The organism is Hwanghaeella grinnelliae (genome assembly GCF_004005845.1).
In the GTDB taxonomy this organism is placed as follows: Bacteria; Pseudomonadota; Alphaproteobacteria; order UBA8366; family Aestuariispiraceae; genus Hwanghaeella; species Hwanghaeella grinnelliae.
In genome coordinates, this window is record NZ_SADE01000004.1 from 28,763 (window position 1) to 49,472 (window position 20,710).

The 20,710-nt window shown below is 56.7% G+C and carries 22 protein-coding genes and 1 tRNA gene; 14 read left to right on the forward strand and 9 right to left on the reverse strand.

All coding sequences use genetic code 11. The annotated features are described in order from the left end of the window. Window positions 1-13 precede the first annotated feature (13 nt). Window positions 14-1,948 (reverse strand): PAS domain-containing sensor histidine kinase, encoded by a 1,935-nt coding sequence (locus EOI86_RS20995; protein ID WP_127767669.1) that lies wholly within the window; start codon window positions 1,946-1,948, stop codon window positions 14-16. Window positions 1,949-2,108: 160 nt separating this feature from the next. After that, on the reverse strand, window positions 2,109-3,125 hold the full coding sequence (locus EOI86_RS21000) for a lysozyme family protein (protein WP_127767670.1): 1,017 nt from the start codon (window positions 3,123-3,125) through the stop codon (window positions 2,109-2,111). A 207-nt stretch (window positions 3,126-3,332) separates the two neighbouring features. On the opposite strand from EOI86_RS21000, the gene EOI86_RS21005 reads away from it, so the two are divergent. From EOI86_RS21005 to EOI86_RS21015, 3 genes are all read left to right on the forward strand, one after another. Continuing rightward, a tRNA-Val gene (locus EOI86_RS21005) sits at window positions 3,333-3,407 on the forward strand. A gap of 78 nt (window positions 3,408-3,485) precedes the next feature. Beyond that, window positions 3,486-3,680, forward strand: coding sequence for a hypothetical protein (locus tag EOI86_RS21010; protein ID WP_127767671.1), 195 nt, complete (start codon window positions 3,486-3,488; stop codon window positions 3,678-3,680). 90 nt (window positions 3,681-3,770) lie between these two features. Then, window positions 3,771-4,442, forward strand: coding sequence for a VPLPA-CTERM sorting domain-containing protein (locus EOI86_RS21015; protein WP_161973935.1), 672 nt, complete (start codon window positions 3,771-3,773; stop codon window positions 4,440-4,442). Between the two features lie 57 nt (window positions 4,443-4,499). Here EOI86_RS21015 and EOI86_RS21020 read toward each other — a convergent pair whose 3' ends face one another. Continuing rightward, on the reverse strand, window positions 4,500-5,534 hold the full coding sequence (locus EOI86_RS21020; protein WP_338033090.1) for a zinc ABC transporter substrate-binding protein: 1,035 nt from the start codon (window positions 5,532-5,534) through the stop codon (window positions 4,500-4,502). On the opposite strand from EOI86_RS21020, the gene EOI86_RS24835 reads away from it, so the two are divergent. From EOI86_RS24835 to EOI86_RS21035, 4 genes are all read left to right on the forward strand, one after another. Beyond that, window positions 5,467-5,610 carry a hypothetical protein gene (locus EOI86_RS24835; RefSeq protein ID WP_240035808.1) on the forward strand — a complete coding sequence of 48 codons (144 nt, stop codon included), beginning with the start codon at window positions 5,467-5,469 and terminating at the stop codon, window positions 5,608-5,610. The genes EOI86_RS21020 and EOI86_RS24835 overlap by 68 nt on opposite strands. 91 nt (window positions 5,611-5,701) lie before the next feature. Then, a complete protein-coding gene (locus EOI86_RS21025) occupies window positions 5,702-6,586 on the forward strand; it encodes an ATP-binding cassette domain-containing protein (protein ID WP_275668604.1) in 885 nt (294 codons plus the stop codon). Beyond that, window positions 6,576-7,412: a metal ABC transporter permease gene (locus EOI86_RS21030; protein ID WP_127767675.1), complete on the forward strand. Its 837-nt coding sequence runs from the start codon at window positions 6,576-6,578 to the stop codon at window positions 7,410-7,412. Before EOI86_RS21025 ends, EOI86_RS21030 begins: the two co-directional genes overlap by 11 nt. Window positions 7,413-7,414: 2 nt before the next feature. Then, on the forward strand, window positions 7,415-7,828 hold the full coding sequence (locus EOI86_RS21035) for a Fur family transcriptional regulator (protein ID WP_205032283.1): 414 nt from the start codon (window positions 7,415-7,417) through the stop codon (window positions 7,826-7,828). Window positions 7,829-7,851: 23 nt separating this feature from the next. Here the strand turns inward: EOI86_RS21035 and EOI86_RS21040 are convergent, their stop codons facing one another. The 4 genes from EOI86_RS21040 to EOI86_RS21055 form a co-directional block, all read right to left on the reverse strand. After that, window positions 7,852-8,271, reverse strand: a complete 420-nt coding sequence (locus EOI86_RS21040) for an ExbD/TolR family protein (protein ID WP_127767676.1) — start codon at window positions 8,269-8,271, stop codon at window positions 7,852-7,854. Between the two features lie 8 nt (window positions 8,272-8,279). Then, window positions 8,280-8,681, reverse strand: coding sequence for an ExbD/TolR family protein (locus EOI86_RS21045; RefSeq protein WP_127767677.1), 402 nt, complete (start codon window positions 8,679-8,681; stop codon window positions 8,280-8,282). Next, window positions 8,671-9,405: a MotA/TolQ/ExbB proton channel family protein gene (locus EOI86_RS21050; protein WP_127767678.1), complete on the reverse strand. Its 735-nt coding sequence runs from the start codon at window positions 9,403-9,405 to the stop codon at window positions 8,671-8,673. Before EOI86_RS21050 ends, EOI86_RS21045 begins: the two co-directional genes overlap by 11 nt. Window positions 9,406-9,640: 235 nt before the next feature. Then, entirely contained in the window at window positions 9,641-10,759 is a 1,119-nt protein-coding gene (locus tag EOI86_RS21055; protein WP_127767679.1) for an energy transducer TonB, read from the reverse strand. Between the two features lie 531 nt (window positions 10,760-11,290). Here EOI86_RS21055 and EOI86_RS21060 point away from each other — a divergent pair. Continuing rightward, complete coding sequence (locus EOI86_RS21060; protein WP_127767680.1) at window positions 11,291-12,349, forward strand: patatin-like phospholipase family protein; 1,059 nt, start codon at window positions 11,291-11,293, stop codon at window positions 12,347-12,349. Between the two features lie 20 nt (window positions 12,350-12,369). Here the strand turns inward: EOI86_RS21060 and EOI86_RS21065 are convergent, their stop codons facing one another. Next, entirely contained in the window at window positions 12,370-12,900 is a 531-nt protein-coding gene (locus EOI86_RS21065; RefSeq protein WP_127767681.1) for a hypothetical protein, read from the reverse strand. Between the two features lie 382 nt (window positions 12,901-13,282). Between EOI86_RS21065 and EOI86_RS21070 the strand changes: the two genes are divergently transcribed. The 6 genes from EOI86_RS21070 (at window position 13,283) to bfr (ending at window position 20,271) form a co-directional block, all read left to right on the forward strand. Further along, window positions 13,283-14,392: a porin gene (locus tag EOI86_RS21070; RefSeq protein WP_127767682.1), complete on the forward strand. Its 1,110-nt coding sequence runs from the start codon at window positions 13,283-13,285 to the stop codon at window positions 14,390-14,392. A gap of 46 nt (window positions 14,393-14,438) precedes the next feature. Then, entirely contained in the window at window positions 14,439-15,737 is a 1,299-nt protein-coding gene (locus EOI86_RS21075; protein WP_127767683.1) for an imelysin family protein, read from the forward strand. A gap of 126 nt (window positions 15,738-15,863) precedes the next feature. Beyond that, window positions 15,864-17,396, forward strand: a complete 1,533-nt coding sequence (locus EOI86_RS21080) for a di-heme oxidoreductase family protein (protein WP_240035800.1) — start codon at window positions 15,864-15,866, stop codon at window positions 17,394-17,396. Between the two features lie 44 nt (window positions 17,397-17,440). Then, window positions 17,441-18,520, forward strand: coding sequence for an imelysin family protein (locus EOI86_RS21085; protein WP_161973937.1), 1,080 nt, complete (start codon window positions 17,441-17,443; stop codon window positions 18,518-18,520). Window position 18,521: 1 nt separating this feature from the next. Then, complete coding sequence (locus EOI86_RS21090; protein ID WP_127767685.1) at window positions 18,522-19,616, forward strand: DUF1513 domain-containing protein; 1,095 nt, start codon at window positions 18,522-18,524, stop codon at window positions 19,614-19,616. A gap of 172 nt (window positions 19,617-19,788) precedes the next feature. Then, complete coding sequence (gene bfr / locus EOI86_RS21095; RefSeq protein ID WP_127767686.1) at window positions 19,789-20,271, forward strand: bacterioferritin; 483 nt, start codon at window positions 19,789-19,791, stop codon at window positions 20,269-20,271. A 196-nt stretch (window positions 20,272-20,467) separates the two neighbouring features. Here the strand turns inward: bfr and EOI86_RS21100 are convergent, their stop codons facing one another. Continuing rightward, a complete protein-coding gene (locus EOI86_RS21100; RefSeq protein ID WP_127767687.1) occupies window positions 20,468-20,677 on the reverse strand; it encodes a (2Fe-2S)-binding protein in 210 nt (69 codons plus the stop codon). Window positions 20,678-20,710 lie beyond the last annotated feature (33 nt).

A 20,710-nucleotide genomic window follows, 5' to 3' on the forward strand; every position in this document is an offset into this window, starting at 1 on the left:
GGTCGCTTTGGTCTTACGTTGATTGGATGGCTTCGGCGGGATGGACTGCCTCCGCAATGACGGCTTTTGCCGGGAAGCAGAGTGATGCCCTTGTGCCGACGCCGACAGTGCTTTCCAGACGGAAAAGTCCATCGTGAAGTTTCATAAGACTGTCGACTAAAGGCAAGCCAAGTCCAGTGCCCTCATATTGCCGCGTTAGATCGGAATCGATCTGGGTGAAAGGCAGCATGGCTTGCTCAATTTCGCTCTCTGCCATGCCGATGCCCGTATCTTCAACGACAATGTTCAAGCCGCCATCTCTCGCCATTTCCGCTGAAATGGTGATGGTGCCGCCGCTCTCCGTAAATTTCACGGCATTGGAAATGAGGTTGATCAACATCTGGCGCACCAATTTGTCCTCGCTCAGCACGGCGGGCAGGTCGTTTGGGATGTTATTGACCAATGTAAGGCCGATGGCGTCGGCGCGTTGTTTAACGAGCTTGAGGCTGGCCACGGCCGCCTCCGGGACTGAAACGGGTTCGGGATTCAACGTGCGCTGTCCCGCTTCACCTTTCGCCAGGTCCAGGATGTCGTTGATGATGGAAAGAAGATGGCGGCCGCTTTCGCGTATGTCGTTTGCAAAGTCCTTGTATTTTGGGGACGGCAATTCCCCATACAACTCGTCATGGATCACCTCGGCAAATCCTATGATTGAGTTCAGCGGAGTCCGAAGTTCGTGGCTCATTTGCGCCATGAATTGCGTCCGGGTCCGGTTCGCGCGTTCCGCTTCTTCTTTCGCAAGCTCCAATTCCCGCTCGCGCCGTTTCAAGGCCGTCACGTCGATTTCCATGATGAGCGCGCCACCGGCTTTTGTTGGCGCGACGCGCCGCTCTATCCAGGCATCGCCCAGTGGAAATTGCAGGTCGGACAAGTGTGGGCTTCGCCAGCGCGTCAACTCGCAAGTGATGGCTTCAGGGGTCAATGTTTTGCCAGACTCTTCGTAGTCGCGTTGCAACAGGGCGGCGACGGCTTCTTGCATAGGGATGCCGACTTTAATCCTGTCCGCCACGCCGCTGTAGAGGTTGCGGCTTTGGATATTGGTGACGATCAGCCGTTCATTCACATCGAACATCAATATACCGCCGTGCAGCCCATTGACCGCGTCCGACAGTCGGGCATGAGCCTGCTCTTCACGCTGTTCGGCCAAGACATGTGGGGTGACGTCCTGGCCGACGCCTCTATACCCCTTGAAACTCCCGTCTTTGTCGAAAAACGGAACGCCGCTCACTGAAATATAGAGAATCTTTCCGTCACGTCCCTTCGTGGGGTAGCGGAAGTCTTGGAAGGCGCGATGTTCTTCCAGTGCGGCGAAATGTTCTAATGATTCGGAGGTAGCGCCGTTTGCGATCATGTCCCGACGACATTTGCCGATTAACTCCTCCGGGCTGAACCCGGTATGCGGCAGCAGCCCCTGAGAGAAATAGGTATAACGATGATCTTCATCGGTCTGCCAAAGCCATTCCGACCCGGCCTCGGCATAGTCCGCCAGACGCTGTTCGCGGGTTGCGAGGAGAAGTTCCCGCTTCTTGACGTCAGTGATGTCGATAAAGACACCTGCAGTGTAACCGCCTTTAAGCCGGCGTTCGCGGTAGCGGATCCATTGCCCTTTGTTTGTCAAAACTTCCAAAGGGTATTTGGGGTCCTCATGCCATTTCAGGTGGGTTTCGAGTTGATCTTCCGGCGCCAGGGCTTTTCCAGTTTGCGTTCCCACCGTGATCAAGGCGCCAAGCACTTCGGCATAAGGGCGATATAGTTTCGACGGAATATCCACGCCCGGAAAGGCTTGGCCCAATCCTTTGCTTGCATAAACCAGTATATCGTCAGGATCCAACAGAACGAAGCCGAACTCCGAGTCATCGGCGTCCAACAATTCCTGCAGATGATCGGCTATGTCCGCTCTTACTACCATTACCGTCCTTGCCCGGCGAAGGCCGGTCGGAACTTATCCCAAATATTAGGGGTTCTTCATGTCGTGGAGAGCACCCAAATGGGAGTCTAGCCCTGTTGGATGGCACTCGTAAACGCGATCCGTAACTTTTGTCAGGCTAGGGGATCTTCCGTATGGCGATTCAGGATGGGTCCGGATTCGATGCGGTTTGTAGCGGGACTTCTTTCAAGAACGGATTCGTCAGGGTCTGCTTGGCCGCAGCCGGCCGGCCTTGTGTCGAGTGCATGACACGAGCGCGTGCATTGTGCTCCATCTGATACTGAGCCTTCAGGCTTCGCGGCGGCCATGACGCGGTCTTCAAATAGCTCAATCGTTTGTCGGCGTCATTGATGTTCGGCGGACCGTTAGGGACTGCGGCAATAGGCGATTCGCCGGTCTTGGCGATTAGCGGGGTTTCATTGCCGGCCGCTGCCGGCGCCATGACCCCGCCATACGGCGCTTTGCCCAGGTGTTGTGATTTTTGGCGTAGTGAATTCAGGGGCGGCGAATCCTGACCGTCATTGTCCGGAGCGAATTCGCCGGCGAGGCGCGAATGCTCCGCTGCGGACATTGCCTTTCCGGTTTGCCGTAAGGCGACGAGCTCGGCGCGGACCTTCTTGCGATAGGGAATATTTCGCGCCGGTGTGGCTGAATGGTAGTACCGCACAGCCTTGTCCCAATTGCCGTGCCGGCCTTTCAACTCCATCAGGAAGCTTGCCGAATAGGCGACATTGGTGACCGGATCGAACGCTTCCTCAAGGGAAGAGAAAGCCAGGGCGTGGTACTGCAGGTTTATCTGCATGCAACCGACGTCGATATTGGTGACCCCGGATCGTAGCAAACCGCGAACTGCATTGATCGCGTCTTCCTTAGTCTTGAAATACCGGCCACGGCCTTGCGCCATGACGGTCCAGGGCCAAGCGATACGACCGCCGGCTTCGGCCATGAAAATCCCCGACTCAACAAGAGAAATGGCGCTCATCAGATGCTGCGGTATGCCGGCCAGGTTCTCCGCCGCGGCAACGGCGTCCCGGCACATCTGTTCAGGCGCACCGTTTTTCGGCGGTACGGCGGGGGATGCGGCCGCCCCGTTCTGCGCTAGAACGAAGACGATGGCTATGGCCGACAAGGTGGCCGGCAATCGTGGCCAGACAGGCATGGTTTACCCTCTCTCAATCTCTCGCCAAGACTCTCAGCAATCGCCATGCCAAAGTCGTCGGGCTCGTCACGGACGACCCCGCGTGCAGGACGTTCATTTCGCACGGGCAAAAGGCTTGCCACCCCGGCGCGGGGGTGCTAAATCGCGCGCCTCGTCAGGAAAAACACGCTGCGGCATTTCAGGATGACGCGGCGCTGACGGGTGAAAGGGCGCGTAGCTCAGCGGGAGAGCACCTCGTTGACATCGAGGGGGTCACTGGTTCAATCCCAGTCGTGCCCACCATGAAAACCCCCAGGGAAACCTGGGGGTTTTCTTTTGTCCGCGTCGAACATCTACTGCGTTTATGGTCCAGAGCAGGGCATGCATTCACCGGACCCAATCAAAGATTTTCCTGTGTGGATATTTGGCCCACTAAACCCGGACAACTTCTTCCCTTTTCAGCACCGCGTTGAGGGGCATGTTTCAACTCAAGAGGGAGCTGTTAAGCGTTTGAAAATCAATGGTTATAGAAAAACAGAAAAAGACACGAAATATCAACAATCATTCATATTGTGATCGTTTGATTGATGGATTATGCGGATTTCTTGATTATCGTAGTCATCTGTGGGGCGGGATTATCATGAATGTGAGATGGAGTCCCCCGTCATGCAAAAATTCTTCCTATCCCTTGTTATCGCCACAGCAACGCTGACAGCGTCGTCAGCCCAAGCAACTTTTGTAAGTCTGGGTGATTGCGATGGGGCTATTGACTGCTTCGTAACCGCCACACCGCCCAATCCGATTATCCAAAATCCGAATGACGGCATCTTGTTGGCGTGGAACGAGGTACAGAATTTCGAACTGACGCAAGACCTGCGGGTCGATCGCGTTTTCGATCCGAACGCCTCTTTCGTCGAGGCCCTCTCCGGTGGAGATTTTCTTATTAAGGCGGGGACAATTGTCTCAAGCCACTACCTGCAATGGGATCCAGGCAATGGAAGTGATGGCCGGGTGTCCTCTACGATAGAGCTCGACTCTCAGGTTTTTGCGTTCATCACTGCAGATAATAATCTGTTCAATAGTGACTTCCTGGGGCTGGCCGGGCTGGACTATGCAGATTTCGGTTTCCGCGGATTGGAATCTGGCGATACCACTGTGTTCAATGGGACAGATGTCGATATTAGTTGGGCCGCGACGTCACCCGGCGATTGGACACGGCTGATAACCGCGTTTTCGCCGGGCGGCGTGACGACCGTGCCGGTACCGGCTGCCGCGCCCCTGCTAGGGTTGGGGCTTGCCGCGTTTGGGCTGTTAAGCACGCGGCGCCGGAAGGGATAAATTCCGTGAGAAGTGCTTTTTAGGGGAAGGGGCCAGTTCAGGCCCCTTCCTTTTAGGTCACGACAGGCAATCGCGCATCGACGTTGCCATGTTTCGGATCAAGTTGAAGTAAAGCTCCGGCCCGTCATCGAGATCGGCCCCTAAGGGATCGATGGTGCCGGCCTTGGCGTTGCTGCCTTCCAGGACGACCGAGATTATGCGCGGTTCGAACTGGGGTTCAGCGAAGACGCAGGATGCGCCAAGGTCTTGGACGCGGTCGCGGATTTCGTGGATGCGTTCCGCACCCGGCGTAATTTCCGGGCTGATGGTGATCGACCCTGCGGCATGAAGTCCGAAGCGCTCTTCGAAGTATTGGTACGCGTCGTGAAAGACCACGTACTGTTTATCATGCAGCGGTGCGAGTTGGGCGGAGACTTCATCGATAAGTTTATTGAGGTCGGCGATGGTTGCCGCCGCGTTCGCGGCATAGCGGTCTGCGTTGGCCGGATCGTCCTCCGAGAGGACGTCCGCGATTTTCCGAACCATGGCAATGGCGTTTTGCGGGTCTAGCCAGATATGGGGGTCCTTCCCCTCATGATGATGGCCTTCATGCTCGTCGTGGTGATCTTCGTCCATTTCCGCATGGTCTTCGTCATGATCATGGTCATGGTCATGGTCTTCATGATCGTGGTCTTCATGATCGTGGTCTTCATGATCGTGGTCTTCATGATCGTGGTCGTCATGTGCATGTTCACCATCTTCGTGATCATGTTCGTCGTGTTCCTCATGATCGTGATCATGGGCATCGAACGTGCCGCCTTCCCGAAATTCGTGGGTCTGAAGACCTTCGGCTTCCAAGAGCTCGACCGCATGGGCATGTGCGGCGACCGTTTCGATCGGTTTCTCGAGGAAGGCCTCAAGCTCATGGCCGATCCAAAAGACATGCGTAGCCTTTGACAATTTCGCAGCTTGGGAAGGTTTGAGAGCATAGGAATGGGGCGACGCAGCACCTTCAACGATCAAGCCCGGTTCCGACACGCCTTGCATGACAGCAGAGACCAAGGAGTGGACAGGCTTGATCGACGTCATCACGGCGGGTGGGCTATCCGCCATTGCCGGTGCGGCCAAGGTGGAGATCAATCCTGCGGTGAGAAGGGAACGGAAAGAACGCATGCAATGCTCCGGATAGATGTCGGATGTTATAAGGTAACGTTTCTTGTGTGACGGTATAACGTAAGGCATAAATGCGATCAAGTTGTGATTTGGACGGAGTGGCCATAGTGGCACAGGACACGGATCCCCTGATTACCTTATCCCGAGCCGGTGTTGAGCGGGCGGGACGTTGGCTCGTGCGCGGCGTGGACCTTGCTGTCCAGCCAGGGGAAATTGTGACCTTGATCGGGCCCAACGGGTCCGGGAAATCGACCACGGCGAAAATGGCACTTGGAATTCTGAAGCCCGATGAGGGCACATCTGCCCGGCGGCGTGATCTTGTGGTTGGCTATGTGCCGCAAAAGGTCTCGATCGACTGGACCTTGCCGCTCACCGTGGCGCGATTCATGCACCTGACGGGACGGGTGGACCAAGCCGACGCTGATGCAGCAATGAAGCAGACCGGAATACACGATCTAAGATCCGCAGAGGTCCGGACTTTGTCGGGTGGAGAGTTTCAGCGTGTACTCCTTGCCCGCGCGATGGCAAGAAAACCGGACTTGCTGGTCTTGGATGAACCGGTGCAAGGCGTCGATTTTTCCGGGGAGATCGCGCTCTATGAGATGATCAAAGGAATCCGTGACGATATCGGCTGCGGCATTCTGTTGATCTCCCATGATCTGCATGTGGTGATGGCAGCGACAGACAGGGTCCTGTGCTTGAACGGCCACATCTGCTGCCAGGGGACCCCGACGGCAGTCGCTTCCAGCGTGGAATACCAAACCCTTTTCGGAAAGAGGGCGGCCGCGACCCTGGCCGTCTACGAACACGATCACGATCATACCCATCTACCGGACGGACGGGTCCGGCATTCGGACGGGACGGTGACCGACAGCTGCCATCCGCAAGACGGCCATCATCATGGGCATCACCACGGGCACGTCCATACGCTGCCAACGGCGGAGGGTGTGGACGGCATCGAACGCGAGAGGGAGACGCATCATGCTCGATGACTTCTTCATCCGGGCCATGCTCGCCGGAGTGGGGGTCGCCGTCGTAGCAGGACCGCTGGGCTGTTTCATCGTGTGGCGCCGCCTGGCGTATTTCGGTGACACGCTCTCCCATGCAGCGTTGCTCGGCGTCGCGCTGGCGTTTCTGTTGGAAATCAATTTCACCGTCGCCGTTTTCCTGGTTTCCGCGGTCGTCTCATTGGCGTTGTTGTTTCTGCAAAGGAAAGCAACGGTTTCGTCCGACTCCTTGCTTGGCCTGCTGGCGCATTCGGCGCTGGCTCTCGGACTCGTCGTGCTTGCTTTCCTGACATGGGTTCGGGTCGACCTGATGGGGTTCCTCTTTGGGGATATTCTGGCCGTGTCGGCGATGGACATCCTCATCATCTATATTGGCGGTGCCGCGGTGCTCTCGGTTCTGGTCTGGATCTGGACTCCCCTGTTCGCAGCGACGGTCAATTGGGAACTGGCGGAAGCCGAAGGCATGAAACCCGGTCGTGCGAATATCGTACTGATGTTGCTGATGGCGACGGTAATCGCGATTGCGATGAAGATCGTCGGCGTCCTTTTGATAACGGCGATGCTGATCATTCCGGCGGCTACCGCACGGCGGTTTGCCGCGGGGCCGGAACAAATGGCGGTGGTCGCCGCAATCGCCGGGGCGATGGCGGTTGTTGGCGGCCTGTTTGGGTCGTTAGAATGGGATACGCCCTCCGGCCCGACGATCGTTGTAGCGGCTCTGTTCCTTTTCATCCTGAGCCTGTCGCCTTTGCCACAGCTGCTGGCTTTCGGCCGGAAAAGCGGAACGCCGATTGTGAAGGAGGGCAATTGATCATGGCCGAAGACGCGCAAATGGGGACCGACTTGACGAAGAACCAGCAGCTTGTCTTTGACGCTTTGAGCGGCGCGGACGGTCCGCTGAGTGCTTATACCATCCTGGATCTACTGCGCGAACGGGGTTTCCGGGCGCCGCCGCAGGTTTATCGCGCGTTGGACAAATTGGTCGACATTGGCCTTGTGCACCGTCTGGAAAGCCTGAATGCTTTTGTCGCCTGCCGGCATCCCGGATGCGATACGCATGAGGAGACCATTGCCTTTGCGATTTGCGAGGATTGCGGCAAGGTCGCGGAAATTTCGGACGATGCCCTGTCGGATGAATTAGGGCAAATTGCCGGCCGATCCGGTTTTCTGCTAAAAAAGTCCACGGTAGAATTGCGCGGTATATGCGGCGCCTGCAGGGCCGCGTAAACGCCAGATATCGTTATATCTTCCTAGGATTGATCCGGCACGGTAAGCAGGTTGAGCTCTCCGGCCCCCGCGTCCCGAATGATTTCCATTACTTGAATGACATCGGCGGCTTTCGCGCCACCATCGGCCTTCAGCCGAAGAATGGCACCGGGTTCTTCCTGCAATCGATCGGTTAGGGCTTTTACCAGCTCAGTTTCAGACATGGCGACACCGTCCAGCGCCGTTTCTCCGTCACGGCCAACAAGCAGGGTTAGCGATCCGGGGTCTTCATTGACGCCGGAACTGGACGATGGGGGCGAGATCTCAAACGGGTCCGAAGATGTCAGTTTGCCCGCTACCATGAAAAAGATCAGCAGCAGGAAAACGATATTGATCAACGGCATGACCGCATCGTCGTCGTTGCGGGGGCGCCGGTTCAAAGCCTTTGATTTTGCGAACCGCATGATCGACCCTAGTGTCCCGGCGGGTTGATCAGCGAAATATTGCTTGCCCCGGCATCGGTCAGAACATCCAGGATCGCGACCGTCTCCTGCAAGGTAACCGTCGGGGCGGGTTCCACAAAAATGTTGCGATCCGGTGACGTCTTCAATTGTTCTGAGATATTCTCGCTGAGTTCCTTCAGGGAAATCGGCAGGCCGGACATGCGTAGTCCGTCAGCGCGGATTTCGACCAAAATAGACCCCTCAATGCTGCTGCCACGACCTGTCGATTCCGCCGGGGCGTTCAGATTGATTGACCGCCAGTCCAGGAAGTTCGAGGCCAGCATGAAAAACACCAATAGGATAAAGACGACGTCGATCAACGGCGTTAGGCTGATCAAGCTGCGCCGTTTGGGTTGCGGGTTAGCCAGCATGGGCCGTTCTCGCCGTTTGCAGGACCGGCCCTTCCTTGGTCGCAATCGATATGGGGTCGCTGAACAACTCGGCAGTAAAGACTTGCGTCACGATTGTGTCTATTTCGTGGGCCAGCCGGTCGACCTTTCGTTCCAGCCAGTTCAGCAAAACCACGGTGGGAATGGCAACGGCAAGCCCGACGGCGGTGGTCAGCAAGGCGACCCAAATGCCGCCGGAAAGGATCGCTGGGTTCACCTGGTTGCCAGCCTGCTCCAATTGCTGGAAGGCGGAAATCATACCCAGAACCGTGCCGAAAAGACCCAGAAGCGGGGCAAGCGTTGCAATCACTTCCAGGGGGCGAAACCAGCTGCGCAGGGATTCCAGCACCTCGCCGGCCTGGCGTTCTAACTCTTCCCGGATCAAGGCGTCGGGAAGGTTCTGCGCCCGGGCGCGGATGGCCATCAACAACATGTGGCAGACCGGGTTTTTTGAATTCTCGGCAATCCTGATCGCATCACTCAGATTGCCCCGCCGATAGTGCTGAATGGCCTGCTGGGCCGGCGCGCTGTCGCCGATCCGAGCATTGCGGAATTGTATCAGTTTCACGATGACGATGGTCAGGGCCACCAAGGACAACGCCATCAATAGGATGACGACTGGGCCGCCTGCATCGATCAACGACAGAAACTCACCGAAAACGCTGGGTTCCGGACCTTCTGTCGGCAAGGCGGTTTCTGTCTCCATCTAATCCCCCACAAAGCTGGCCGCTAGGAACTCGGCCATAGAACATCTGTAAACACAGTACGTGCTCGCTCGCCATTCCTCCAGCACGGAAGGCCCAATTGGACTGGCCGATTGGACAGGATCAATAGAGCACGGAGAAGGCTCTGCTTTTGTTCAAAGCACATAGAAATTCTTTTCTCGCAATTGCGAGGCAATCTCAACAATAAAATTTTTAGGGACTCGCGCTATGGGTCGTCTACCATTTTCCTCGCAGCGAGTATTCCACCGGCAGGACAACGTCCAGGTAGTCACCGGGCATGTCTTGCGGGAAAGTTGGCAATGGGGTTGCCCGCGCCAGCATTTCCAAAGCGGCTTCGTCCAGCAATACATGGCCGGAATCTTCACGAATTTCCTGGGCCAAGACAGAGCCGTCGCGGCCGACCCGGAAATACAGCAGGACGACACCTTGCATACGTTTACGGCGGGCAAGCCTTGGATAGTCCTTGTGCCGTTCCAGCCATAGACGAAGTTTTGCAATGTAATTCGGGGACGGTGCTGCAACAGGTGCTCCGCCGGTCGAATTACGGGTATCCGTGGCATTTCCAACCGGGGCGTTCGCTGCCTGGCCGGAGCTCGCAGTGGCCGCTGAGGAAGACTGCGCGGATGGGGTGTCGGCGGGTTGTGCCTTCTGAACCGGCAGTGCAGCAGCCTGAAGGGGTTCAACAGACGGATTTACGGTCGGCTTTGTCTGCACGATCCGCGGCGGTTCGACGGTCTTCGTTTCGACGGGCTTGGTTGCGACATTCTTGGGCCGGACCGGTGGGCGGGGTTGGGGAATGTCTGCTGTCACTGCTTCGGTCACCGTTTCTGGCGCGGGTTCAGTCACCGGTGCCTCCTCAGGCGGCGGTTCGACGGCTGTGATGACTTGCGGAACCTCGTCGATCGGCTCGACGGGTGCAACCTCTTCAATCGACGTGATTTCCGGGGGCACAGGCTCGACGACGGGTTGCACAAGGGGGGGCTGGATTGGGGGAGGCTCCACCACCGGCTCGACTGGCACAGTGGCGGCTTCCAGGGCCTCGGGCGGCACTACCGGCGACGGTTCCGACACGCTTTCGCTCATCACGGCTTCTGGCGCAGGCACGTCTTCGGCGAGTGACTGCTCCGGCGATGCGTGATCCGAACCGGCCAAGGACGCTGTCGTCGCAATCGAAACACTGATGCCTCCAACACCCGGCGCTTCGGCACCTGCCTGGTCGTCGGCCGGCCATTCCAGAAAGACCACGGCATGAAGCGCTGTTGCAACGCCGAAGGCGGTCAACCAATGCCTGGCGCGCAAGTGCGGTGTTGCTGCGATGGGAAGGGCATGTGTCATTTCAATTTCCGTAAGATCGGTAGCTCGGGTATTTCATTCAGGTCGGGCCCTTCGCTGGCCGGCATTGCCTCAGGAAGGCCGACATTCCAATCCACAGCATGCACCTCCCTGGAGCGAATCCGCCGTAAATGCCGCTTACAATCGCTGTGGTGCGGATAAGTCCTTCTGGCTATGGCGACTGCATGTCCAAAGCGAGAATGGTGGTCGTTGCGGCCAACATGCGGGAAGGAAAGGAAGGAGGTCATTCAACACCTGATGGGCGCCGCGTTATCGGGAAAGGGCATGTTCGTCATTCAGAGATGTTATTCAATATGCGAATGACTATTAATTACACAGCGTTGGATACGCCACCCTAATGCGTTAGCCGTTTTCGCAAAATGTTTTTCGAGATTTCGCAGTTAAGCACTCAATTACCGCGTTCGTTGGGCTATACTCTGTGCCAAGTTCCGTACTAAGCGGACTGATTTTGATCAGCGGAGGAGGTTGAGACGGCGCAGCCGTTTCGTCCGAAACATTGCTTAGGAGGGGCGAATGCCCAAGCGGAACGGAAAGACCTTCGAAAAATCCATCAATCTGGCCCTCCAAGGGGGCGGCGCGCATGGTGCCTTCACGTGGGGGGTCCTCGACCGGCTTTTGGAGGACGGGCGAATTTACATCGAAGCGATCAGTGGGACGTCGGCCGGGGCGATGAATGCGGTTGCCGTGGCGGACGGACTGATGCGTGGCGGGGAAGAGGGGGCGCGCCAAGTCCTGCATGATTTTTGGAAGGCGGTCAGCGATGTCGGCCGGATGAGCCCGATCCAACGCAGCGTCATCGATGTCTTCATGGGCAATTGGAGTTTGGAGAACAATCCGACCTACATGTTCTTGGATCTGTTGAACCGGGTTGCCTCTCCGTATGACTTGAACCCGATGAATTTCAACCCGCTCCGCGATATTCTCGAAAAATCGATCGACTTTGAATCCGTGGACTCCTGCGACAAGATGGATGTCTATCTGTCGGCGACAAACGTGGAAACGGGCCGCGTTCGTGTATTCAACCGCGCGGAAATCACGCCCGATGTCGTCATGGCCTCCGCCTGCCTGCCACTGATGTTCCATGCCGTGGAAATCGACGGTGTCCCCTACTGGGATGGTGGTTACATGGGCAACCCTGTGCTTTTTCCTTTTCACCGGCGCAGCGCGTCAGCGGATATCGTGATCGTTCAAATAAATCCGGTGGTTCGCAAGGGTACCCCACGCAGCGCTCGGGAAATCATGGACCGAATGAACGAAATCACTTTCAACAGCAGTTTGTTGAAGGAGTTGCGCGCCATCGATTTCGTTCACCGACTGTTGGAGGATGAAGCGCTGGATCCGAAGGAATACAGCTATCCCTTGGTACACATCATCGAGTCACATGAGAATCTGAAGAACCTTGGCGCTTCGTCGAAGATGAACGCCGAGTGGAATTTTCTTCGGCACCTGTTCGACGTGGGACGCAGTGCGGCGGATGATTGGATCGATCGCAATTATGATCGACTTGGTGTTACTTCGACCGTGGATATTCGCACGATGTTTCAGGGGAACGGAGGCGATCACCATGAGTAAGGTCGAATCCGGTGTCGGGTTCAGTTCGGTTTCCGTTTCGCTTCCCGGAAGGTAAGGGCCAGGCGCTCGATCTGTTTGTCCATCATCAAACGGCCTTCATCACGTGTCGGTTCGTGATCGAACATCACAAGATCCTCTCGACGTATTATGACCGAGAGTTGATTGCCCAACTCGCAGCGCATGAACAGTGCCCAAACATCTTGGAGACTGCGCAGTATCAATCGACAAACCAGGATGCCTTGGCTGTTCAATCGGTCTTGTCGTGGTTTTTCGTCCGGGTCGTAAGATACCTCCGGAAGGTATTTTTTGAACGATTTGAGCGCTTCGCCGCGCAATGAATAGGCAAGGGGGCGCCCGACGGTGCTTCGGCTCCAATCGATCCTGACGACGGAGAAACCTTCCAGAAGCTTGAGTGAGGTGACCTGGTTCTTGGATAGGACAAAGGCTGTTGTCGGTGCATCCGATGCCGTGGAAGCGGACGCTGACAGCAATCCCAGACCGAGAATGAGGGTGATCCGGCGGATAACTCGGATGGATGCTGTCGACATCATGGTTCTTTGCAAAATCGCGTCATTGCCAAGTGCTCGTTTGTGTCCAGCATGCCTGCTCCTTCTCTTTGCTTACACTGCTGTGCCGCGCAAGAACTACTATTCTGCGCGTCCCTGCCATACGTTCGGGCCGATGCTGCGAGATTTGATGTTTGCGCTAAGAGGCACGCCTAATATTAGGTAAAAAGTAATGATAATCAGTTGCAACTAGACCTGGGAAACGGTATTCACCTGAATTAAGTGAGCTTATTGGAAAAGCGGCTCAGAGGGTTTGGCGAAATTGCCGGGCTTGGCCAATTTCGGAGCAGGCAAGCTAGCCATTTTTTACCGAAGTATCGGTTTGTAACGCGAATGCGTGGCATTTGCATATTGTTTGGAGGCAAGTTTGAAGCGGGGCACAATAAAGTGGCGGTTACTGGCCGCTGTTGCAGTTGGGGGCGCGGGCCTGGGTGGTTTGGTTGCGACTTCAGGCATCGCGCAGGCGGAAGAGCAGTCTTATCCCAGTTTTTCCGGAAGCATCGAATTCGAAATTCAAAACGACTATGGCTTTGACTCAGACGACCCTAACGAAGAACGTAATGAATTGGGTGGTTCCGTCTCGCCGGACCTCTATTTTCATGCGACCGAACACGTATATCTGAATGCCGGATTGGTTTTTGAATCAGTACGCGATCCGGACCCTGCCGGTGATGACCGCTATTTCGATGATCACGGTCTTTATGTCGAAGTTCTCACCCTGAATGCCGAGTTCGACGGTCTGCATGTCTATGGCGGTAAATTCGGACCCAACTTCTCCATTGCCTATGACGCAGCGTCAGGGATCTACGGCACGGAAATCTCGGAAGATGACATCCAATTGTCGGAATTCGTTGGGGCCGGTGCGGCTTACACGTTCGCTGAAACCCCTGTTGGGTCGGTCACGACCTCGGCAAGTGTGTTCACGCAAGATACGTCCTATTTGGCCGATGCGACGATAACGCACCGCGACCGCACCCGCGAGGCCGATGGAGGGCCGGGCAATACAGGAAACCTGCAATCATACGCCATCGCTGTCGATGGGGAAGGGCTGCCTGTTCCCGGTGATCTTCGCTATCACCTTGGCTATGCCCACCTGGCGTCCGATGACACCGACGACGAACAACGTTTCGCGATCGCCGCTGAATGGGGGTTCGCTGCGGGAGGTATGAACTTTACGCCGTTGTTGGAGTACGTCCATTTCGAAGATGCGGGTGGCGTGACTGGGGCTGACCGCGACTATGTCACCGGGTCTCTGCTGGCGGAATACGAAGCGTGGAACGTTGCGCTTGCCTATACCCATCGGGATGTCGGTGCGGCGACGGGTGTTGCGGCAAGCGATGACTATCAAGTCCAACTGTCCGCAGGGTATGCCTTTGAAAACGGAATTGGCATTGATGTGGGCGTCAAGGAGAACCGCACGGAAGGGGTGAATACCCGGACCGTAGGGGCGCTGCTGAGTTATGGGTACGAATTCTAGGGCCAGATTGCTGTCTGGTAGAAAAATCGTCCGTAAGGAGAGAAATATGACGTTTACCATATTACACAACAGCCAAAGGGCTTTCGTCGGGCTGGCGATCGGTGCGCTTGCGTCGGGTCTTGTGGCGGGGTCCGCCACGGCATCCGGGCCGTCGGCCGAAGATGTTCTCAAGACGTATGCCGATATTGCTTTGGCGGGATATGAAGACTCGCTGACAACCGCGCAGGCTTTGGATGCCGCCGTGGACGGCCTGATCGCAGAGTCGAACGACGCGACCTTGTTGGCCGCACGGGCCGCCTGGATTGCCGCGCGGGTGCCCTATCAGCAGACGGAAGTTTTCCGTTTCGGGAACGCCATCGTCGATGATTGGGAGGGCCGCGTTAACGCTTGGCCGCTGGATGAGGGATTGATCGACTATGTCGATGCTTCCTATGGGTCCGAATCCGATGAAAACGGCCTGTACACGATGAACGTCATTGCGAACCCATCCCTGACGATTAATGGGCAAGCGGTCGACGCATCGACCATCACGCCGACGCTCTTATCCGAGACGTTGCAGGAAGCGGAAGAAGTCGAAGCGAATGTCGCGACCGGCTATCACGCCATCGAATTCCTGCTCTGGGGCCAGGATTTGAACGGTACCGGTCCGGGGGCAGGCACGCGGCCGGCGACGGATTTCAGCACGACCGATTGCACAGGCGGAAATTGTGACCGCCGCGCGGCCTATCTGAAGGCGGCGAGTACGCTTCTGATTGCGGACCTTGAAGAGATGGTTGCCAATTGGACCGTGGACGGTGCCGCACGAGAAGCCCTCTTGGCCGACCCGACGACCGGCATCGCCGCTATCCTCACCGGTATGGGCTCGCTCTCCTACGGGGAACTGGCTGGCGAACGGATGAAACTTGGCCTGCTGCTTCATGATCCGGAGGAAGAGCATGATTGCTTCTCCGACAATACCTACAACTCCCACTACTTCGATCAGATGGGTGTCCGAAACGTTTATAGCGGTCACTATCTGCGTATTGACGGGTCTGTGGTTTCCGGCCCGTCGGTCGCTGATTTGGTTGCTGCCAAGGACAAGGCGCTGGACGCGGAAATCGCTGCCAAGCTCGACGCTACTGTTGCGGCCATGGCGGCGATGAAGGCGCGCGGCGAAACTGTCGAAGCTTACGATCAAATGATCGGTGAGGGGAATGACGCAGGAAATGCGGTCGTTCAGGCCGCCATCGACGGATTGGTCGATCAGGCGCGCTCGATCGAACGTGCTGTCGCCACGTTGGACCTTACTGCGATCGACTTCGAAGGTTCAGACAGTCTGGACAATCCGAACGCCGTCTTCCAATAGACGGATAGGGTTTCCCACGGATGATAGAGGCGCGCGGGCGAAAGCCTGCGCGCCGTCCGCGTTCTAGATATAGTAAAGCGACGGTGTTCCATGGCGTCTTGTGTCAGAGGCAACGGATTGAAGGACGTGTTTCTGGGTGGTTGCGGCAAAGTTGTGCCCGCGATTGTTGTTTCGATTCTGGCTTTGATGACGACGCCGGTCCAAGCCGATGGCCAAACGATACGGGACGACCTTTCCAAGGACGACGCGGCGCGCGTTGCAGCAGTAACGGCGCCAGCTACCAATTTTTCCGCCGCTGAACAGTACGAACGCATGGCGGGCGGGGCCGGAACATCTTTAGCCAAGGCCGACCGGGACGCTTTTTCGCACGCCTTCGAAAATCTTTCGGCCGAAAAGCGGCAGGACTTTGTTTTAGGCAATGGTTTGTTCAAGAAGCTTTGGGTGTCGGCGCCGTCCTCGACCCAAGCGTCGGACGGCCTCGGACCTCTCTACAATGCGCGTTCTTGCCATCGCTGTCACATCAACAACGGCCGCGGACATCCCCCGGAGGGCCCTGGCGACAGGTCGGTGTCGATGTTCTTGCGGCTCTCAGTTCCGCCGCGGACAGCCGCGGAACAGGCGCTTCTGGACGATAAGAGGGCACTGCGTCTGCCGGAACCGACCTATGGCGGGCAGTTGCAGGAACTGGGTTTGCCCGGGCTGCATGCCGAAGGGCGAATGGTCGTCGCGTATGAGACTGTGAAAGTGGAATTGGGCGAAGGGGAGATCGTCGAGTTACGCCGGCCAAGCTATACCGTTGCGGGCTTGTCCCAGGGAGCGATGCGCGACGACGTCATGCTGTCCCCCCGCGTGGCACCGCCGATGATCGGGCTGGGATTGTTGGAAGCAATCCATTCCGCCGATATTGTGGCAAAGTCGGATCCGGATGACCGGGACGGCGACGGTATATCCGGCCGGATCAATCTAGTGCGCGACAAATCGTCCGGGGCCTTGGTGCCGGGCCGCTTCGGGTGGAAAGCATCGATAGCAGGAATTGAGCAACAATCCGCCGAAGCATTCTCGGGCGATATAGGGATATCCACCCCAATGTTCCCTGATTCCTATGGCGACTGCACTGCCGCCCAAACCGAATGTCGCGGCCGTCAAATCGGCGTACAGGTGCGCTTGGGAGATACGGAGGCGCCGGATCCGATCCTTGATCTAGTTGCCTTTTACGCTAGGAATTTAGCGGTTCCCGCGCGACGGGATGTGAGCGACCCCGATGTCTTGAAGGGGAAGGCCCTGTTCCATCAGGCCGGATGTGCCGCTTGTCATACACCTAAATTCGTCACGGACCGAAATGCCCGTCAGCCGGAGCATCGCTTCCAATTGATTTGGCCCTATTCGGATATGTTGCTTCACGATATGGGCGAAGCATTGTCCGACCATCGACCGGTAGGGGACGCGGCGGGCTCGGAATGGCGCACTGCTCCTTTGTGGGGGATCGGCTTGACCCATACGGTCAATGGGCACACCTATTTTCTGCACGACGGTCGGGCGCGTTCGCTTATCGAAGCCATCATGTGGCATGGGGGCGAGGCGCGGCAGGCCCGCGAAGCCGTCACGGCAATGTCGCGTAAAGAACGCCAATATTTGATCCGTTTTCTGGAGTCTTTGTGATGATTGGATGTGGATGGTTTGGTCGTCGGTTTTTGGGTCGAAGCATGTCGGTTTTGGCATTCTGCATAGCCGCTTTGACCGCTTCGACGGCATCCGGCGATGAAATCGACCTTTCGCCCGTACTATCCGAAATGGTCGATGGAGTGATCATTCCCGCATACGAGAAATTCGTTGAGGTATCTGAAGACGAAGTTATCGCGATAGAGTCGCTATGCGCAGGCCCGGACGAGGACACATTGAAATCGGCACGGGCGGGATTTGCCACGCTCGTCTATGGGTTCTCGCGAATTGAAGCGATGCGTTTCGGCCCTGCCCGCGAGGAAAACCGGTTTGAAAGACTGTTCTTCTGGCCCGATCGCCGCAGCCGCGGTCTGCGCCAGGTAGAGGGGATCATCCAGGAAGAAGATACTTCCGCGCTCGATGCCGGGCAGTTGGCGGAAAAAAGCGTCGCTGTCCAAGGTTTGCTTGCGCTCGATTTTGCATTGTCCGACGACGAGGCCGAAGAGGATTTGCGCCGGAAAGGAAGTTTTCGGTGCGGTTACGCCTTGGCGATTTCCCGCAGGATCGCCGCGACGGCCAAGAATTTGTTGGCGGATTGGAGCGGCCCAACCGGCTATGGCAATCAAATGAAGAATGCCGGGCCGGACCAGCCGGTTTACCGGACCAGCGGTGAGGCGATGCAGGAAATTCTGCGATCCGCCTCGGAAATGCTCACCATCGACAGGGACTTCAAGATTGCCCGCGTCATCGGTGAGCATGCCGGGGAAGCGAAATTGAAGCGCGCGCCGTTTTGGCGTTCGTCGCTCTGGTTGCGTGCGATCGACGGCAATATTGCTTTCGTCGAAGCGTTGTTCGCAGGCAATACACTTGCCGCCAAGCTGGACGATGAAAACAAGACATTGCCGAAAGAGTTGCGGTTCGAGTTGGAGCAGGCGCGGAAGGCGATCGCGGATGCTTCCGAACATGTCGAATTGGGCGTGGCCACGGATGGCATCGGTGACAAACCGCATGGCCTTCTAAAATACGCAACGGTGCCGCTGCACGGTGCGGCCGATATCCTTGAGAGCCGGCTATCCCAGGCACTCGGTTTGACTATCGGTTTTAATTCGCTCGACGGGGATTGAAATGGGCGGCAAGGCGGTGGACAGACGCGGTTTTCTGGCGGGGATGGCCGGGTTCTCCTTACTGGCGGTTTCCCCGGCCTTGGCCGATACGGGGCGTCGCATGGCCTTCATTTGCGCGATGAAAGACAGGGAAGGCTACGGCGTTGCGGCGCTTTCCGCGTCCGGAGAAATTCTGCGCCGGGAACCCCTACCGGATCGGGCGCATGGTGCCGCCATTTCACCCGACGGTGAAACAGCGGTCATCCTTGCGCGGCGACCCGGACGGTATCTCGGCGTGATGGATTTGACGGGGCGCATGCCTTTCAAGATTAGGCCGCCGCGCCCGGACCGTTTGTTTTATGGGCATGGCTTTTTTTCGGCCGACGGAAAGCTGTTCTACGCGACGGAGAACGATTTCAAGAACGAAGCCGGCGTCCTTGGCGTCTACGACACAGCAGACGGTTTCAATCGGGTTGGCGAGCTTTCGTCCGGTGGCGTGGGGCCGCATGAAGCTATTCTTATGCGGGACGGAAATACGGCTGTTGTCGCGAATGGTGGGATCATCACGCACCCAGACTATCCGCGCGAAGAATTAAACTTGCCCACGATGGACTCGACCCTGGCTTATATCGACCTTGCTTCCCAAAAAGTGACGGCGGTTCAGCGTTTGCCGAAGGAACTTTATCAGATGTCGTTCCGGCATTTGGCTGAAGATGCGCATGGCACGGTGTGGATTGGCGGCCAGTACCACGGTTCGCCTGCCGATGTCGTTCCCATGGTTTTTGTTTCAAGGTTTGCGACAGGTGTGCGCGCCTTGTCGGCACCCGATGCGGTATTCCGGAATATGCGCCATTATGTCGGATCGGTTGCCGTGGATGCCGGTCATGGTCGGGTCGCGACCACATGTCCGCGCGGCGGCGTCTGGCAGGTTTGGGATTCCGCGAACCAGAACTTGATAGCAGAACGGCGGGTAATCGACATCTGCGGTGTGGCAGCCGGCCGGGAGGGCTTTGTTGCGGTAGATGGTTTGGGGAATTTTAGGGAGGGAGAAACTGTACTCTCCGCGCACCGTTCCGTGGCCTGGGACAACCACTTATTATCATTAAATAATATATAGTTTGAGAACGACACGCATTTCCAAAAATCTAATGATTGCGAATAGTTAGCAACTACTCTTCTTTCGTTCCGGACCAATTTCCGATATATAAACATCGTTGCGCGACGGAGCCGGAGCTTGCTTGATAAAGGTGACGGGCGCGCCACTCACCAACACAAAAAAAGGTGAAGATATGAAAGGCGACAAGGAAGTACTTAAACACCTGAACGGGATCCTCAAGAACGAGCTGACCGCCATCAACCAGTATTTCCTGCATGCGCGGATGCTGAAGGATTGGGGTTACAAGAATCTTGCAGATACGGTTTATCACGAATCGATTGGCGAGATGAAACACGCCGACATGCTGATCGACCGCATCCTGATGCTGGACGGGCTTCCCAACCTGCAGGATCTGGGTAAGTTGAAGATCGGTCAGAATGTGCCGGAAATGTTCGAAGCGGACTTAGCGCTGGAAGAGACGAATCAGGGACAGCTAAAAACCGCCATCGTCAAATGCGAGGAAAAGCGGGACTTCGTGTCGCGTGAAATTTTCGAGAAGATACTGGACGATACCGAAGAACATATCGACTGGATCGAAACGCAGCAGCATCTTATTAGCCAGACCGGCCTGCCGAATTACTTGCAAGAGCATATGTTCGAGAAAGACGCCAGTTAGTCTTTCGCCGAACGTTGAGTGGGACGAACGGGTACAGGGGCGGCGCCGGTTTGGGTGTCGTCCCTTTCATTTAGGGATGCGGTCTTCAATGTTTCCCCAGCCGGTGCGCCGGGAGAAGCACTATCCGCGACAGAGGCGGGATATTCACCCGCCAAGTCCCGCCAGACTTTCGCAGTTTTGAAGATAAACATTGGCCCTAGGCCGCCACAACCCGGCCTTCCCCATCGGGGATAGCCCAATTGTCGTCGCGGTGCTCACGCATCATTTCAGCAATGTTTTCAGCGCAGCAACCGCATTGGCGCTCAGCACCGCAGGCGCGGTAAACATCGTCCACGGACCCGTGCCCTTGTGCGATCGCGTCTTTTAATTCGCTATCACTGAGCGCGTTGCAGATGCAGATGAACATGCGCTTCCTCCATAACTGAACGAAACACACTTA